The sequence below is a fragment of the Caulobacter sp. CCG-8 genome (assembly GCF_037402475.1).
Taxonomy (GTDB): domain Bacteria; phylum Pseudomonadota; class Alphaproteobacteria; order Caulobacterales; family Caulobacteraceae; genus Caulobacter.
In genome coordinates this window covers 39,879-55,909 of record NZ_JBBEUD010000013.1, presented here as the reverse complement: position 1 = coordinate 55,909, position 16,031 = coordinate 39,879, and the positions used below count along the sequence as shown (strand labels likewise).

The following is a 16,031-nucleotide window of genomic DNA, read 5'->3' as shown; positions in this document are numbered from 1 at the left end:
TTCTCAGAACTTCCCGCCGCGCCCCTCGCCGTCCTTGAACCGCGCGGCGCCGGCGCGGGCCTCGCGGCGCAGCGGCTCCAGCCCGCCGATCCCCTCGACCTTCAGGGCCTCCGCCAGCGAGACGTCCCACTGGGCGAAGGCCGAGGCGCGGTCGGCGCGCAGGCACACCTGCGGGAAGGCGGCGATCTGGGCCGCCAGGGCCTGGGCGGCGGCCAGGGCCTGGCCCGCCGGGACCACGCGGTCGGCCAGGCCCCAGCTCAGCGCCTCGGCCGCCTCGACCGCCCGGCCGGTCAGGATCATGTCCAGCGCCCGGCCCTGGCCGACGATGCGCGGCAGGCGCACCGTGCCGCCGTCGATCAGCGGCACGCCCCAGCGCCGGCAGAACACGCCGAAGATCGCGGCTTCGGAGGCCACCCGCAGGTCGCACCATAGGGCCAGCTCCAGCCCGCCGGCCACCGCGTGGCCCTCGACGGCGGCGATCACCGGCTTGGACAGCTGCCGCCGCGTCGGCCCCATCGGACCCTCGCCGACCGGGTCGTAGCGCTCGCCCTCGCCGGAGGCGGCCACCGCCAGGTCGAAGCCGGCGCAGAACGTCCCGCCGGCCCCGGTCAGCACGGCCACGGCGGCGACCTCGTCGGCCTCGAAGGCGTCGAAGGCGGCGCGCAGTTGCAGGGCCGTCTCGGGGTTCACCGCGTTGCGTTTCTCCGGGCGGTTGATCGTGACGGTCCAGACCGGGCCGTCGGTGGCGACGTCGACTTCGCTCATGTTCAGGCTCCTTCAGCCGCCAGGCGCAGCTCGCGATAGGCCGCCACCAGCGCGTCTTGGCTGAAGGCGAGGTTTCGGCCGCTGGGATTGGGCAGGACCCAGGCCACGGCGCCGCCGAACGGCTCGGCCTGCCGGCCCCAGGGCACGGTCCGGCGGCCCAGCATGGCGCCGTAGGCGGCCTTGCCCAGGAAAGCGACATGGCGCGGCGCCCAGCGGCGGACCCAGGCCTCGAAGCCGGCGGCGGCGTCCACGAGCTCCGACCGCGCCAGGTCGTCGACGCCGGCCGTGGGCCGCTCGACCACGCTGGTGATCCCCAGGCCGTAGGCCAGCAGGTCGGCGTCGTTCTCCGCCGCGATCAGCGCCGGCGTGAACCCGGCCAGATGCAGGACGCGCCAGAACCGGTTGCCGCGCCCGGCGAAATGGTGGCCCGAGGCGGCGGCCGACAGTCCCGGGTTCAGCCCGCAGAACACGACCGACAGCCCGGGCGCGACGATGTCCGGAAGCGGCTTAGACATTCAGCGCCCTCGTCCCGCTGACGAAGGGACTGCCGCGCACGTAGAAACGCAAGGGCCGGTCGGCGTCTTTCGTGATGCCGATCCGGACGCTGAGCCCGATCTCGCCGGGCTCGACCTCGTCGCGGCCCAGCCAGAGCGGGCCGTCCGCGCACAGATCGAGACCATCGGCCCACGGTCCTATCTGAAGCGCCCGGCACAGCCGACCCGGTCCCCGCGCCAGGTCGCGCAGCTTCTCGGTCCCGCGATGGGCCTGCATCAGGGCGAGCCCCTCCAGCGGCTCCAGCGCCCGGATCAGCACCCCGGCCCCGATGCCGGCCGCCTCGCCGGAGACGTTCAGCATCCAGGACGTGCCGTAGTTCAGATAGACATAGGCGTGCCCGCGCTCGAGGAACATCGGGCGGGTGCGGGGCGTCATGCCCCGGAACGCGTGGCTGGCCGCGTCGCCCAGGACATAGGCCTCGGTCTCGACGATGCGGCCGCTGATCACGCCCTCGGGCGTCTCGCGCACCACGATCTTGCCGATTAGGAAGCGGGCCAGGGCGGCCGTGTCGACCGGCAGTTCGTCCCGCGAAAGCCGCGTCGTCACCAACTGTCCACCCGCACCTCCCACGGCCGCGTCGTCCCCGCCGCCGCGTCCAGGCCGCCCAGGATCCAGCGGCGGGTGTCGGCCGGATCGATCACGGCGTCGATCTCCAGGGCCGCGGCCATGCTGGTCGCCTTGCCCGCCGCGTAGAGCTTCGCGACCAACTGGTCGTAGAGCGCCTTCTGGTTGGCGGGATCGGTCTCGGCCTCCAGCTCCTTGCGATAACCCAGGCGCACGGCGCCCTCCAGGCCCATGCCGCCGAACTCGCCCGTGGGCCAGGCGGCGATGAACAGCGGGGCTTGGAAGCTGCCCCCCGCCATGGCCTGGGCGCCCAGGCCGTAACCCTTGCGGGTGACCACGGTCAGCAGCGGCGTGCGCAGCTTGGCGCCGGCGATGAACTGGCGGCTGACCCGCCGCACCGCCCCGGCGTCCTCGCTGTCGGGTCCGACCATGAAGCCGGGGGTGTCGCACAGGCTCAGCACCGGCAGGCCGAAGGCGTCGCACAGCTGCAGGAACCGCGCGGCCTTCTCGGCCCCGTCGCCGTCGATGGCCCCGCCCAGATGCCGGGGATCGTTGGCGATCAGGCCCAAGGGGCGGCCCTCGATCCGCACCAGGCCGGTGATCATCCCGGCCGCGAAGCCGCCGCGCAGCTCCAGGAACGAGCCGGTGTCGACCAGGCCTTCGATCAACGCCCGCACGTCATAGACCCGCAGCCGGTTCTCGGGCACGGCCCGGCGCAGCAGGCGCTGGTCGGGGCAGGTCCAGTCGGTCACCGCGCCCTGGAAATAGGACAGGGCCTGCTTGGCCAGGCGGGTGGCGTGGGCCTCGTCGTCGGCCAGGATGTCGATCACGCCGTTGGCCCACTGCTGCGCCGCCGGGCCGATCTGCTCGGGCCGGAACACGCCCAGCCCGCCGCCCTCGATCATGGCCGGACCGCCCATGCCCAGGTTTGAGTCCTTGGTGGCGACGATGATCTCCGACAGCCCGGCGATGGCGGCGTTGCCGGCGAAGCAGCGGCCGGCGACGATGGCGATCTTGGGCACCACGCCCGACAGGGCCGCCAGGCTGCGGAAGGTCGGGACGTCCAGCCCCGCCACCGCCGTGGTGTCGGTGTCGCCCGGCCGCCCGCCGCCGCCCTCGGCGAACCAGACGATCGGCAGGCGCTGCTGCTCGGCCACGGCCAGCAGGCGGTCGGACTTGCGGTGGTTCATCGCGCCTTGCGTGCCGGCCAGCACCGTGAAGTCGTAGGCCAGGGCCGCGACCCGGGCCTTGTCCGGCGGGAACAGCGCGCCGTTGACGCTGCCCACCCCGGTGATCAGGCCGTCGGCGGGCGTGGCGGCGATCAGGTCCTCGGTCGAGCGTCGGCGCTTCTGAGCGGCGATGGCCAGGGCGCCGTATTCCAGGAAGCTGCCCGGATCGACCAGGTCGTCGATGTTCTCGCGCGCCGTGCGGTGGCCGGTCTTGCGGCGCTTGGCCACCGCCTCGGGCCGGGCCTCGTCCAGGGTGAAGCGGTGGCGGGCGATGACCTCGGCGTGGTCGGGGCGGATCGCGTCTGGGTCCACGGCTTCGGCCGCCAGAGCCTCGCCGCCCTCGACCTCGGCGGGCTCCAGATAGAGCAGGGGCTGGCCGGGCCGCACCGGCTCGCCCGGCGAGACCGCGATCCGCACCACCCGGCCGCCGACCTCGGCGTGGACCAGGTGCTCCATCTTCATGGCCTCCAGCACGGCCACCGCCTGGCCGGGACGCACCAAGTCGCCCTCGGCCACCTCGATCACGCCGACCAGGGCCTGCAGCGGGGCGACGACCGCGCCTTCCTCGGCGCCGAAGGCGGGACCGGCGGCCGGGGCTCCGACGGCCTCGAACAGCCGGCCGGCCTCGCAATCGATGAAGTCGGTGGTCGCGGTCCCGTCGATCATCGCCGGCTCGGCCAGCAGCACGCGCAGCAGCGGGATGGTGGTGTCGACGCCCTCGATGCGGAACTCGGCCAGGGCCCGGGCCGCGCGTCCCGCCGCCTCGGCCGGCGTCCGACCGCGCCCCACGACCTTGGCCAGCAGGCTGTCATAGGCGCCGGTGACCACCAGGCCGTCCGCGCCCGCCCCGTCGACCCGCACGCCCGGACCGCCGGGCGGCCGGTAGGCGGTGATCGTCCCGGTCGAGGGCTGGGGCGCGCCATCGGCGGCCAGGGTCTCCAGATTGACCCGGCCCTCGATCGCATAGCCGTGGGCGGGCGGCGTCGTGGCCAGGCCGACGTCCGCCAGGCCGGCCCCGCCGGCCAGCTCGAACTGGGCGCGGACCAGATCGACGCCCGTGACCTCCTCGGTCACCGTGTGCTCGACCTGGAGCCGGGCGTTGACCTCGATGAAGGCGAACGCTCCATCGGCGCCGATCAAGAACTCCACGGTCGCCAGGGTGCGATAGCTGGCGCAGAGGCGGACGGCGGCGTCGAACAGGGCGGCGCGGGTCGCGTCCGGCAGGTTCGGGGCGGGGGCGATCTCGACCAGCTTCTGGCGGCGGCGCTGCAGCGAGCAGTCGCGGTCGCCCACGGCCACCACCTGCAGCCCGTCGCCGGCCACCTGCACCTCGATATGGCGGGCGCCCTCCATCAGCCGCTCGGCGTAGAGCGCGCCGTCGCCGAACGCCGCCTGGGCCTCGCGGGCGCAGGCCTCGAAGGCGGCCTCCACCTCGCCGGCCTCGCGCACCGGCCGCATGCCGCGCCCGCCGCCGCCGGCCGCGGCCTTCAGCATCATCGGCCCGTGGTGGGCGAAGAACCGCTGGGCGGCGGGTAGGTCCAGGGCGCCGGTCCCCTCGATCAGGGGCACGCCCTTGGCCAGGGCCAGGGAGCGGGCCAGGGCCTTGTCGCCGAAGGTCTCCAGATGGGCGGGCGAGGGGCCGACGAAGGTGATCCCCACCGCCGCGCAGGCCCGGGCTAGGGCCGGATTCTCGGCCAGGAAGCCGTAGCCGGGATGCAGGGCGTCGCAGCCGGCGGCCTGGGCGGCGCCCACCACGGCGGCGATGTCGAGATAGGCGCGCGGACCGGCGCCGGGCAGGGCGGTCGCCGTGTCCGCCGCCGCCACGTGCGGGGCGTCGGCCTCGTCGGTCGCGAACACCGCCACGCTGGCGATCCCCAGCTCCGCCGCCGCCCGGGCGATACGGACGGCGATCTCGCCGCGATTGGCGATCAGAACGCGCTTGAAGGGCAGGGCGAAGGGCATGGGCGCTCCCGGTCGGCTTCATACGGCCGTTTGACGCACCATGACGGGCTCCGCTTGACTCTCCAACCCCGGAAGATCAGAACAAAAGTGGAACATTGGAGATGCGAGGATGCCCGGGGCGAAACCCGCCCTTTCGGCTTTGAGAGCCCAGATCGCCGCCCTGGAAGCGGGGACTCGGACTCCGCCTCCCGTCCTGCCGTTCGGCGATCCGCGCATCGACGGCTGCTTCCCGGCCGGCGGCCTGCAGCGCGGCGGCTGGCACGAGGTGGGCGGTTCCGGGCTGGAGGAGGAGACGGGCGCGGCCCCGGCCGCCTTCACCGCCCTGATGCTGCGTCCGCTGGCCGCCAAGGGCGCGGTGGTCTGGGTGATGCGGCGCGACGACCTGCACGCGCCGGGCCTGGTCAATCTGGGCTTCCCCGTCCAGCGCCTGATCCAGGTGCGGGCCCGCGACGAGGCCGAGGTGCTGGCGGTGCTGGAGGACGCCCTGGCCACGGTGGGCGTCGCCGCCGCGATCGGCGAGGCCGAAAGCCCCGACCTCAAGGCCGGCCGCCGCCTGCAGCTGGCCTGCGAGCGGCGCGGCGCGACCGGAGTGCTGCTGCGACGGCGGCCCTATGGCGGACCGGCGGGCAAAGGGCGGGAGGTGTCGGGCGCGGCCGCCCAGACCCGCTGGCGCATCGCCGCCGCGCCCAGCCAGCCGCCGCCCGGCGAGCCGGGCCTGGGTCCGCCGCGCTGGCGGGCCGAACTCGAACGCTGCCGGGGCGGCCGTCCCGGCGCCTGGATCCTCGAACAAGCGGAGGCCGCCGATGGCCCGCATCCTTTCCGTCTGGTGTCGCAACTGGCCGATCACGACGTGGCTCCGCCAGCAGCCCCCTCAGTCGCTTCGCGACAGCGCCCCCAAGGGGGGAGCATCGCCGCCTAGATCCTCCCCCTCCGGGGGAGGTGGCCCGGAGGGCCGGAGGGGGCCATCCCCGCCCGTCGCCCTCCTCGTCTCGGAAGGCGGAACCCGCCGTCTGGCCGCCGTCGACGACGCGGCCGCGGCCCTGGGCCTGCACGTCGGCCAGAAGGCCGCCGACGCCGCGGCCCTGGTCCCCGACCTGGTCACCGCCGACCACGATCCCGACGGCGACCGCGCGGCGCTGGAGATCCTGTGCGACTGGTGCGTGCGGTTCTCGCCGGCGGTGGCCATCGACGGGCTGGACGGCCTGTTCCTCGACATCGAGGGCGTCTCGCACCTGTGGGGCGGCGAGGCGGCCATGCTGGACGACCTGCTGGACCGCCTGGCCCGCTGGGGCGCGCCGGCCCGGGGTGCGGTCGCCGACACCCCCGGCGCGGCCTGGGCCCTGGCCCGCTACGCTCCGGACCGGACGATCGCCCCGCCGGGCGGGCAGGCGGCCCTGCTGGCGTCGTTGCCGGTGGCCGCCCTGCGCCTGGACGAGGCGGCCCAGGCCCAGCTGCCGCGCCTGGGCCTGTTCCAGACGGGTCAACTGCTGGCCCTGCCGCGCGCCCAGCTGGCCAAGCGCTTCGGCCTCGGGACGGTGCTGCGCATCGACCAGGCCCTGGGCGCGGCCCGCGAGGCCCTGACCTTCCGTCGTCCCGCCACCCCGTGGTTCGACCGCCTGGCCTTCTTCGAGCCGATCAGCGCCCTGTCCGACCTGGAGCGGGTGACCGCCGACATCTGCGTCCTGCTGTGCGCGCGGCTGGAGGCCGAGGGGCAGGGCGCGCGGCGGTTCGAGCTGGTGTTCCACCGCCTGGACGGCAAGGACCAGCCGGTGCGCGTGGGCCTGTCGCGCCCGGGCCGCGACGCCGTGCGGATCGCCAAGCTGCTGAAGCCGAAGCTGGACGTGGTCGACCCCGGCTTCGGGATCGAGGTCGTCACCCTGTGGGCCGCCGACGTCGAGCCGCTGTCGACCGCGCAACGGAGTCTGGACGCCGACGGCGGGGTCAGCCTGGAGGAGGGCCTGGCGCCGCTGGTCGACCGGCTGATCAACCGCCTCGGCGAGGACCGGGTGTGGCGCGCCGACCCGCACCAGAGCCACGTCCCGGAGCGCTCGGTGGCGCGCCGCGCGCCGCTGGACCCGCTTTCGGAGGACACCTGGGACCCCGACCGCCCGCGACCGTCCCGCCTGCTGCGCCGGCCCGAGGCCATTGAAGTCATGGCCAAGCTGCCCGACGACCCGCCGGTCCAGTTCCGCTGGCGCGGCAAGTCGCGCCGCGTGCGCCTGGCCGAGGGCCCCGAACGGATCGGCCAGGAATGGTGGCGCAAGGCCTTCGACGAGGTCGGGCCGGGCAAGGTGCGCGACTATTACCGGGTGGAGGACGAGACGGGCGAGCGGTTCTGGATCTTCCGGGCCGGGCTGTACGGCGACGGGGAGAAGGCCCCGAAGTGGTGGTTGCATGGCTTGTTCGGGTAGATCGCCACCTGCCCCCTACGGGCCTTCGGCCGTCTTCCCCCATTGGGGGAAGAGCTTCGCCTGTTCGGCTCCGCCCCCTACGGGGGCGGACAGGCCGCGCAGCGGCCAGGCGGGGGCAAGTGCGCGCCCATGACCGCCCACCGCTACGCCGAGCTCCAGGCCACCACCAACTTCTCCTTCCTGCGCGGGGCCTCCCACGCGGACGAGCTGATGACGACCGCCGAGGGCCTGGGCCTGGCGGCCGTCGGGGTGGCCGACCGCAACAGCCTGGCCGGTGTGGTCCGCGCCTGGACGGCGGCCAAGGCGCTCAAGGTCCGCGCCCTGACCGGCTGCCGCCTGGACTTCATGGACGGCGCGCCCAGCCTGCTGGTCTACCCCTCCGACCGCGAGGCCTTCGCCCGCCTGACCCGCCTGCTGACGGTTGGCCAGCGCCGGGCCGAGAAGGGCGAGTGCCACCTGTTCTGGAAGGACTTCCTGGAGCACGCCGACGGCCAGCTGGCCCTGATCGTGCCGCCAGCCAGGCTGGACGCGACGTTCGAGGGCGATCTGGCCCGCATGGCCGGCGAGCTGCGCGGCCGGGTCTGGCTGGCCGCCAGCCGGGCCTACGCCGCCCAGGACCTCAAGCGCCTGTCGCGGCTGTCGGACCTGGCCCGCGACGCCCGCGCGCCGATGGTGGCCACCAACGACGTGCTCTATCACGGCCCCGAGCGCCGGCCGCTGCAGGACGTGATGACCTGCATCCGCGAGGGCTGTTCGATCACCGAGGCCGGCTTCCGCCTGGAGGCCAACGCCGAGCGCCACATCAAGACCCCCGCCGAGATGGCCCGCCTGTTCGAGCGCTGGCCGGGGGCGGTGGAGCGCACGCTCGAGATCGTCGAGCGCATCGGCTTCGACCTGGGCGACCTGAAGGAGCAGTACCCGGACGAACCCGTGCCGCCCGGCAAGACGGCGATGCAGCACCTGACCGACCTGGCCTGGCAGGGCGCGGCCTGGCGCTATCCCGGCGGGGTCCCCGACAAGGTCCAGGACAACCTGCGCACCGAGCTCGGCCTGATCGCCAAGATGGACTACCCCAACTACTTCATCACCGTGCACGACATCGTCCACAAGGCGCGGGAGATGGGCATCCTGTGCCAGGGGCGCGGCTCGGCGGCCAATTCCTCGGTCTGCTACTGCCTGGGGGTGACGGCGATCGATCCGATGGAGCATCGGCTGCTGTTCACCCGCTTCATCTCCGAGAACCGCGGCGAGCCGCCGGACATCGACGTCGACTTCGAGCACGAGCGGCGCGAGGAGGTGATGCAGTACGTCTACGAGCGCTACGGCCGGGAGTACGCCGCCATCTGCGGCACGGTGATCCATTACCGCCCGCGCAGCGCCATCCGCGACGTCGGCAAGGCCCTGGGCCTGACCGAGGACATCACCGCGATCCTGGCCAACACCGTCTGGGGCAGCTGGGGCGACGGCCTGCCCGACGAGCACATCCGCCAGACGGGGCTGGACCCCCGGAACCCGCAGATCGCCCGCGCCATCGCCCTGGCCACCGAGCTGCTGCAGCATCCCCGCCACCTGTCGCAGCACGTGGGCGGTTTCGTCCTGACCAAGCGGCGGCTGGACGAGACCGTGCCGATCGGCAACGCGGCGATGAAGGACCGCACCTTCATCGAGTGGGACAAGGACGACATCGACAGCCTGGGCCTGATGAAGGTCGATGTGCTGGCCCTGGGCATGCTGACCGCCATCCAGCGGGCGTTCGGCATGCTGCGCGCCGACCACGGCCAGCCGATCACCGACCTGGTTCACGTGCCCACCGAGGTGAAGGGCGTCTACGACATGCTGTCCAAGGCCGACAGCGTGGGCGTGTTCCAGGTCGAGAGCCGGGCCCAGATGTCGATGCTGCCCCGGCTGCGCCCCAACCGGTTCTATGACCTGGTGATCGAGGTGGCGATCGTCCGGCCTGGACCCATCCAGGGCGACATGGTCCATCCCTATCTGCGGCGGCGCAACGGCCAGGAGCCGGTGGAATTCCCCGCCCCGTCGCCGGAGCACGGTCCGCCCGACGAGCTCCAGAGCATCCTGGGCAACACCTACGGCGTGCCACTTTTCCAGGAGCAGGCCATGAGCCTGGCCATCGAGGCGGCCAAGTTCACGCCGGACGAGGCCGACGGCCTGCGCAAGGCCATGGCCACCTTCAAGAACCTGGGCGATCCGGCCCAGTACCGCGACAAGTTCGTCGAGGGCATGGTGTCGCGTGGCTACGAACGCGACTTCGCCACCCGGTGCTTCAAGCAGATCGAGGGCTTCGGCTCGTACGGCTTCCCCGAAAGCCACGCGGCCAGCTTCGCCAAGCTGGTCTATGTCTCGGCCTGGATCAAATGGGCCTGGCCGGACGTGTTCTGCGCGGCCCTGATCAACTCCCAGCCGATGGGCTTCTACCAGCCGGCCCAGCTGGTGCGCGACGCCAGGGAGCACGGGGTCGAGGCGCGGGCGCCGGACGTGATGATGAGCGACTGGGACTGCACGCTGGAGGCCAGGGCCGCCGGGGACGGCAGGGTGTTCAGACCCGCTCCCGACAAGCTCTCCGACGAGGACACCCGTCCCTACTGGAAGGCGGTCCGCCTGGGCCTGCGCCAGGTCAAGGGGCTGAAGGAGGACGACGCCGAACGGGTGGTGACCGCCCGCGCCGCCGGAGCCCGGACGCCGGCCGACTTCGCACGGGCCGGGGTCTCGCAGCGCGGGCTGGAGCTGCTGGCCGAGGCCGACGCCTTCGCCTCCACGGGCCTCAAGCGTCGCGACGCCCTGTGGGCGGTCAAGGGGCTGAAGGGCGAGGCCAAGGTCGACAGCCAGGCGCCGCTGCTGGCCGGCCTGCCGCTGTTCGAGGACGCCGTCGCCCTGCCGGCCATGGCCCTGCCCCAGGACGTGGCCGAGGACTACCGCACCACCAGCCTGTCGCTGAAGGCCCATCCCTTACGCTTCTTCCGGCCGATGCTGGACCGGATGGGCGTCCTGACCGCCGAGCGGCTGAAGGGCGTGCGCGACGGCCGCAAGGTCAGCGTCGCGGGCCTGGTCCTGATCCGCCAGCGGCCGGGCACGGCCAAGGGCGTGGTGTTCGTCACCCTGGAGGACGAGACGGGCGTGGCCAATGCGGTGGTCTGGAAGGACTGCTTCGACGCCAATCGCCGCACGGTGATGAGCGCCTCGTTCCTGATCGTCCACGGCAAGGTCCAGGCCGCCGACGGCGTGATCCACGTGGTGGCCGAAGGCTTCACCGACCTGTCGGGGGAACTGGCGCGGATGAAGGAGGACCCCGAAGCACCGGCCCCGACGGTGCGCATGCGGACGTCGGGACGGCTGCAGCGGAGCCGGGACTTCCATTGAGCGTCCTACGCGTGCCGGCGTTCCGTCGGGCGCTGTAACCCCTCACCCCCGACCCTCTCCCTATGGGAGAGGGGGCAAGGCCAGCCCGTCATCCACCTCCATGAACGCCGCCGACGTCGGTGGAAACGCGCGGCATGCTCCGCGTCAACCTGTCCTTAGGCCAAATGGCTCAACCTGTCGTGGCATGCAGGGCGTCAAGGGTTCGGGGCGGGGCTAGGCGAGTGGATCAGGCAGGGCAAACCCGCGTCGCGAAGACGCCGGATTCCATCGGCGCGCCGATCCGCAGGTTGCTGCATCCCGTGGCCCTGTCGCTGGTCGCCGCCCATCTGGCGTTGCTGCTCCTGGGCTGGTGGGCGCTGCACCACCTGGTTCCCGACACCCTGACCCTGAACCTGTTCGGACACGCTCACCAGGTGAGCGAGATGCATCGGCGGGTGATCGACCGGACGGTCGAGATCAGCCTGCTGCTGCCGTCGATCTTCTTCATCGAATATCTCTGCACGGGCTGGGCCCAGAGCTCGGTGCGCCACCTTCTTGTCGAGCGCACCGCCTCGGGCTGGTCGGACGTGGCCTGCTACCTGTTCCAGATGGCTCCGGTCTGGACCCTGGTCACGGCGATCATGAGCTTCGGCTTCGCCTATGTGTCGGGCGAGGGGCTAAGGCAGGCGCTGGCCCACGCGACCGGGCTCAAGCTCAGCATCGCCGGCGCGCCCCTGGCGCTCCAGGCCGTGGTGCTGTTCGTGCTCTACACCCTGTTCGACTATTGGAGCCACCGGCTGGACCACTCCAGGGTGTTCTGGCCGCTGCACCGCTTCCATCACAGCGCGGAGTCGTTCTCGGTCCTGACAGCCGCGCGGATTCATCCGGCGATGTTCACCGCCGTGGTCGGCGCGGTCCTGCCGGGCGCCTTCCTGGCCTGCGACCCCGAGGCCCTGGTCTATGTCGGCCTGGTGGTGATCGTCATCCGGCTGCTGGTCCATTCGCGCATCGAATCCAACTTCGGCTGGGTCGGCCGCTGGATCGTGCAGTCGCCGCTGCATCACCGGCTGCATCACAGCCTCAATCGGATGCCGATCAACCTGGCCCTCCTGCCGATCTGGGACCGCCTGTTCAACACCTGGCGCGACGCGCCGCAGCAGGCCATGCGCATCGGCACGCCCGCGCCCTACCGTCACGGCGCCGGTGTCGTGCTGGACATCTGGCGCGACTATTGCGCGTTCTGGGCGGGGCTGAAGGCGATGACGGTCAATCGCCTGGCGGAACGCGTCACGTCGCCTTCGCGCGGCCCCTAGGCCGTCACCCGCCGCTCGTCCTCGACCCCCGCCTTCGTCTTCCCCGTCGCCACCTCGGCCAGCAGGGCGAACAGGGCGACGGTGTCGATCGGCTTGCGCAGCACGCCGTCGGCGCCGTCGGCGCGGTATCGGGCGACGTCGTCGTCGAAGACGTTGGCGGTCAGCATCCAGACCGGCGTGCGCGGGCGCGGCTCCGAGGTCTCGAGCTCGCGGATCTTCGCCAGGGCCGCCACGCCGTCCAGCACCGGCATGTTGACGTCCATCAGCACCAGGTCGAAGGCCTCGGCCCGCCAGGCGTCCAGGGCCTGGGCGCCGTCCTCGGCGAACACCAGATCGATCGGCGAGGCGGCCAGCAGGGCGGCCAGCACCCGGCGGTTGGCGGGATTGTCCTCGGCGGCCAGAACCCGAAGCGGCGTGGCCACCCGGGCCTCCGCCGCGGCGTCGGCGGCCGGCGCCGCCAGAACGTCCGCCTCGAAGGCGAACCAGAAGACCGCGCCGCGCTTGGCGCCCTTGGCCGGCTGGGCGTCGCCTTCGGGAATGTCGTCGACGCCGATCTCGCCGCCCATCAGGGCCAGGTTGGCCGCGCAGATCGACAGGCCCAGCCCGCTGCCGCCCAGGCTTCGTCCGCGCTCGGTCTGGTCGAAGGCGTCGAACATCAGCGCGCGATCTTCGGGCGGCACCAGCGCGCCGGCGTCGCGAACCTCGACCAGGGCGGTCAGCCTCTGGTCCTTGACCATGCCGGCCAGGCGGACCACCACCGCGCCGCCGGACGGCGAGGCCTTCAGGCCGTTGGAGACCAGGTTGACCAGCGTCTGCTCCAGCTTGGCCTCGTCGGCCAGCAGGCCGAAGGCCAGGTCGGGATCGGCGTCCTCGAAGCTCAACAGCACGCCCACCGCCTGGGCGTGGGCGCTCCACACCCGCACCACCGTGCGGACCAGGCGGCGCAGGTCGACCGGCGCCAAGGTCAGGGCGGCCTGTCCGGCCTGGACCTTGGTGAGGTCCAGCACGGTGTCGAGCAGCCGGGTCAGCTGGGCGCCGCCCTCCAGCACGCCCTGGGCCAGGTCGGCCTGGGTCGGGGTCAGGAAGGTGTCGCGGCGCAGGGCGTGGGCGAAGCCGAGCACGGCGTTCAGCGGGGTGCGGATCTCGTGGCTGGCGACGGCCAGCAGGTCGGACTTGGCGCGGCTGGCGGCCTTGGCCTCGGCGATGGCCTCGGTCAGGTCGGCGTTCTTGCGGGCCAGGTCGCGGAAGGCCTGGGCCAGGGCGCGGTCGGTCGCCTGCTGGCGCCAGGTGGCGGTCAGGACGGCGGCGATGAACAGCAGCATGGCGGCCGCGTAGTGGTTGGCCAGCAGCGGCGTGTGGCGGTCGAAGGCGATCCACAGCAGGGTGACCACCGGCGGCCCGACGGCGGTGAGGTAGCTGACCCGGCTGGTGTGGACCCGCAGGGCGCCGAACAGCAGCACGCTGGTGGCCAGCAGCGCGGCCTCGACCCGCATGATCGGCTCGCCCAGCATCCGGATCTTCACGGCCAGGACGCAGGCGTTGGCCGACAGCAGGAAGACCAGGACGATCGATCGCCAGCGCAGGCGCCGGAAGGCCAGGACGGGATCGGGGTCGCGCAGCGCCACGTGGGTGGTCAGGAACAACGCCCCGTAGATGATCAGCTCGATCACGCCGAACAGGGCCATCTTCAGGGGGGTGAAGACCGCCAGCAGCCCCATGAAGACGGCGACCAGAAGCAGGCGCGCGCGCACGATCCCGCGCGTGTATCGAACAAACCCGTCCAGGCGGGTGACGTCCACCGTCCGTTCGAACATCCAGGTTCCCGACGACGCTACTGTTGTCCCGCCAGCGGGACGGCTCGCCCTTGCAAGCGGGCGACACAGAGCATGGGAGGCTGATTCTGGCTTTCCCGCTCGCCTTATAGGCGACGGGCGGGGCGGACTCCGATCAGGCCCGGGTTCGGGCCGCGGCGGTCTTGCCCGCGCCGGGCGCCTTGGCCGGCGACACGGTCCGCAAGCCCTCGACCAGGGCGAACAGCCGCTCGCGGACGACGGCTTCGTCGCCGGCCAGGGCGGCGGCCTCCAGGGCGGCCAGGGCCTTGGCGGGGATCGGCGGCAGGGGCGTCAGGGGCGTGGCCTCGGTGACGCCCTCGGCCTTGGGCCGGGCGGTCTCGTTGACGTCGACCAGGGCCTCGGTCAGCTTCTCGCCGGGACGCAGGCCGGTGATCTTGATCTCGATGTCCTTGTCGGGGACCAGGCCCTGGAGCTCGATCATCCGTCGGGCCAGGTCGATGATCTTGACCGGTTCGCCCATCTCCAGCGTCAGGACGCCCGTGGGGGGCTCCGCGTCGCCCGCCGACAGCGCCACCGCCCGCAGGACCAGCTGCACCGCCTCGGGGATGGTCATGAAATAGCGCTCGACCTCGGCGTCGGTCAGGGTCACCGGGCCGCCGCGGGCGATCTGGTGCTGGAAGATCGGCACCACCGAACCGGCCGAGCCCAGGACGTTGCCGAACCGCACGACGCTGACCCGGGTGTTCGACTCGCCGCCGTTGGCGAACTGGCGGACCACGGCCTCGGCCACCCGCTTGGTCGCCCCCATCACGCTGGCCGGGGCCACGGCCTTGTCGGTGGAGATCAGGGCCAGATGGGCGGCCCCGCAGGCCTTGGCGGCGGCGGCGACGTTGCGGCTGCCCAGCACGTTGGTGCGCACGCCCTCGCAGGGGTGGTTCTCGACCAGGGTCACATGCTTGAGGGCGGCGGCGTGGAAGACCAGGTCGGGCTTCTCGGCGGCGAACACCAGGTCCAGGCGGGCGGCGTCGCGCACGTCGCACAGCACGTCCTGGCGCGGCAACTGGGGCCAGGCCTCGCCCAGCTCGCGGTCGATGTGGAAGAGGTTGGCCTCGGCGGCGTCCAGCAGGATCAGCCGGGCGGGGCCGCTGGCGGCGATCTGGCGGGCCAGTTCCGAGCCGATGCTGCCGCCGGCCCCGGTGACCAGCACCCGCTTGCCGGCCACGAGGGCGCGGATCGGCGCGGGGTCCAGCCGGACCGGCGCGCGGCTGAGCAGCTCCTCGAGGCTGAGCTCGCGCAGGCTCGCCCCGCCGGCCATGTCCACAAGGGCGCCCTGGCGGCGCAGCAGGCGCACGCCCTCGCTCTTCAGCCGGCCCAGGCGCTCGGCCCCGAAGGCGCTGAGCGGACCGTCGGTCAGGAACAGCAGGGCCGAGGGCTGCAGCCCGCCGTCGCGCAGTTGGGCCATGACGGCGTCGAATTCGTCGACGGCGCCCAGGACGCAGACCCCGCCGAGCTCGTCGCCCCGCTCGCGGGCTTCGGGCGTCAGCACCCCGACCGGGGCGTAGCGCTCGCCCAGGGCGGCGGGCGTGCGCAGGAAGGCCTCGGCCTCGTTGGCCGAGCCGACGATCAGCAGGCGCGGCAGGGCGGGCGAGGCGGGGGCCGGGCGCAGGCGGGTCAGGGCGTCCAGCAGCACCTTCTCGTGCAGGGCGCGGCGGACGATGCGCAGGCCGGCCAGCATCGCCGTCAGCAGCAGGAAGGCGGCGGCCAGGGTGCGCAGGCCGCCCGGCTGGCGCACGTCCAGCAGGCGGGCGATCAGGGCGAAGGTCAGGACCGACAGGGCGGCCGAGCGCGCCAGGCGCAGGCCGTCGCTGGCCGCGAAGAACCGCCACGGCGAACGCTCGACCCGGAACAGGATTTCGACCAACAGGGCGGCGGCGGCGAACAGGGCCGCGTCGGCGAGGGCGCTTAGGGCAAGATTGGAAGCGGTGAAGGTCTCGACGCCGGCGGTCAGCGCCTGGGCCAGCAGCATGGCCGTGAAGGCCAGCACCATGTGCGCCGCGATCTTGCCGATACGACCCATACGCA

The 16,031-nt window shown here is 72.9% G+C and carries 10 protein-coding genes; 4 read left to right on the top strand and 6 right to left on the bottom strand.

All coding sequences use genetic code 11. The annotated features are described in order from the left end of the window. Positions 1-3: 3 nt before the first annotated feature. From WAE60_RS14025 to WAE60_RS14010, 4 genes are read right to left on the bottom strand one after another with little or no spacing between them, the layout of a single operon-like run. Positions 4-765, bottom strand: coding sequence for a crotonase/enoyl-CoA hydratase family protein (locus tag WAE60_RS14025; RefSeq protein WP_337687150.1), 762 nt, complete (start codon positions 763-765; stop codon positions 4-6). Between the two features lie 2 nt (positions 766-767). Next, a complete protein-coding gene (mug, locus tag WAE60_RS14020) occupies positions 768-1,280 on the bottom strand; it encodes a G/U mismatch-specific DNA glycosylase (RefSeq protein WP_337687148.1) in 513 nt (170 codons plus the stop codon). Then, entirely contained in the window at positions 1,273-1,866 is a 594-nt protein-coding gene (locus WAE60_RS14015; RefSeq protein ID WP_337687146.1) for a DNA-3-methyladenine glycosylase, read from the bottom strand. Before WAE60_RS14015 ends, mug begins: the two co-directional genes overlap by 8 nt. Continuing rightward, positions 1,863-5,063 carry a carboxyl transferase domain-containing protein gene (locus WAE60_RS14010; RefSeq protein WP_337687287.1) on the bottom strand — a complete coding sequence of 1,067 codons (3,201 nt, stop codon included), beginning with the start codon at positions 5,061-5,063 and terminating at the stop codon, positions 1,863-1,865. The genes WAE60_RS14015 and WAE60_RS14010 overlap by 4 nt, the downstream gene beginning before the upstream one ends. A 121-nt stretch (positions 5,064-5,184) precedes the next feature. Between WAE60_RS14010 and WAE60_RS14005 the strand changes: the two genes are divergently transcribed. From WAE60_RS14005 to WAE60_RS13990, 4 genes are all read left to right on the top strand, one after another. Next, complete coding sequence (locus WAE60_RS14005; RefSeq protein WP_051695050.1) at positions 5,185-5,994, top strand: protein imuA; 810 nt, start codon at positions 5,185-5,187, stop codon at positions 5,992-5,994. After that, entirely contained in the window at positions 5,879-7,486 is a 1,608-nt protein-coding gene (locus WAE60_RS14000; RefSeq protein ID WP_337687142.1) for a DNA polymerase Y family protein, read from the top strand. The genes WAE60_RS14005 and WAE60_RS14000 overlap by 116 nt, the downstream gene beginning before the upstream one ends. Before the next feature lie 129 nt (positions 7,487-7,615). Beyond that, positions 7,616-10,864 carry an error-prone DNA polymerase gene (locus WAE60_RS13995; protein ID WP_337687140.1) on the top strand — a complete coding sequence of 1,083 codons (3,249 nt, stop codon included), beginning with the start codon at positions 7,616-7,618 and terminating at the stop codon, positions 10,862-10,864. Between the two features lie 287 nt (positions 10,865-11,151). Continuing rightward, the gene (locus tag WAE60_RS13990) at positions 11,152-12,156 is read left to right on the top strand and encodes a sterol desaturase family protein (protein WP_337687138.1); all 1,005 of its coding nucleotides are present in this window, start codon (positions 11,152-11,154) and stop codon (positions 12,154-12,156) included. Here WAE60_RS13990 and WAE60_RS13985 read toward each other — a convergent pair. Beyond that, positions 12,153-13,970: a response regulator gene (locus tag WAE60_RS13985; protein WP_337687136.1), complete on the bottom strand. Its 1,818-nt coding sequence runs from the start codon at positions 13,968-13,970 to the stop codon at positions 12,153-12,155. The two genes, WAE60_RS13990 and WAE60_RS13985, sit on opposite strands and share 4 nt — an antisense overlap. 133 nt (positions 13,971-14,103) lie before the next feature. Then, complete coding sequence (locus WAE60_RS13980; protein WP_337687134.1) at positions 14,104-16,026, bottom strand: nucleoside-diphosphate sugar epimerase/dehydratase; 1,923 nt, start codon at positions 16,024-16,026, stop codon at positions 14,104-14,106. Positions 16,027-16,031: the final 5 nt, after the last annotated feature.

Excerpts from the sequence above, each read along its gene's own strand:
- WAE60_RS14025 (WP_337687150.1), bottom strand. The coding sequence starts at position 765 with ATGAGCGAAGTCGACGTCGCCACCGACGGCCCGGTCTGGACCGTCACG.
- mug (WP_337687148.1), bottom strand. The coding sequence starts at position 1,280 with ATGTCTAAGCCGCTTCCGGACATCGTCGCGCCCGGGCTGTCGGTCGTG.
- WAE60_RS14005 (WP_051695050.1), top strand. The coding sequence starts at position 5,185 with ATGCCCGGGGCGAAACCCGCCCTTTCGGCTTTGAGAGCCCAGATCGCC.
- WAE60_RS14000 (WP_337687142.1), top strand. The coding sequence starts at position 5,879 with ATGGCCCGCATCCTTTCCGTCTGGTGTCGCAACTGGCCGATCACGACG.
- WAE60_RS13995 (WP_337687140.1), top strand. The coding sequence starts at position 7,616 with ATGACCGCCCACCGCTACGCCGAGCTCCAGGCCACCACCAACTTCTCC.
- WAE60_RS13985 (WP_337687136.1), bottom strand. The coding sequence starts at position 13,970 with ATGTTCGAACGGACGGTGGACGTCACCCGCCTGGACGGGTTTGTTCGA.
- WAE60_RS13980 (WP_337687134.1), bottom strand. The coding sequence starts at position 16,026 with ATGGGTCGTATCGGCAAGATCGCGGCGCACATGGTGCTGGCCTTCACG.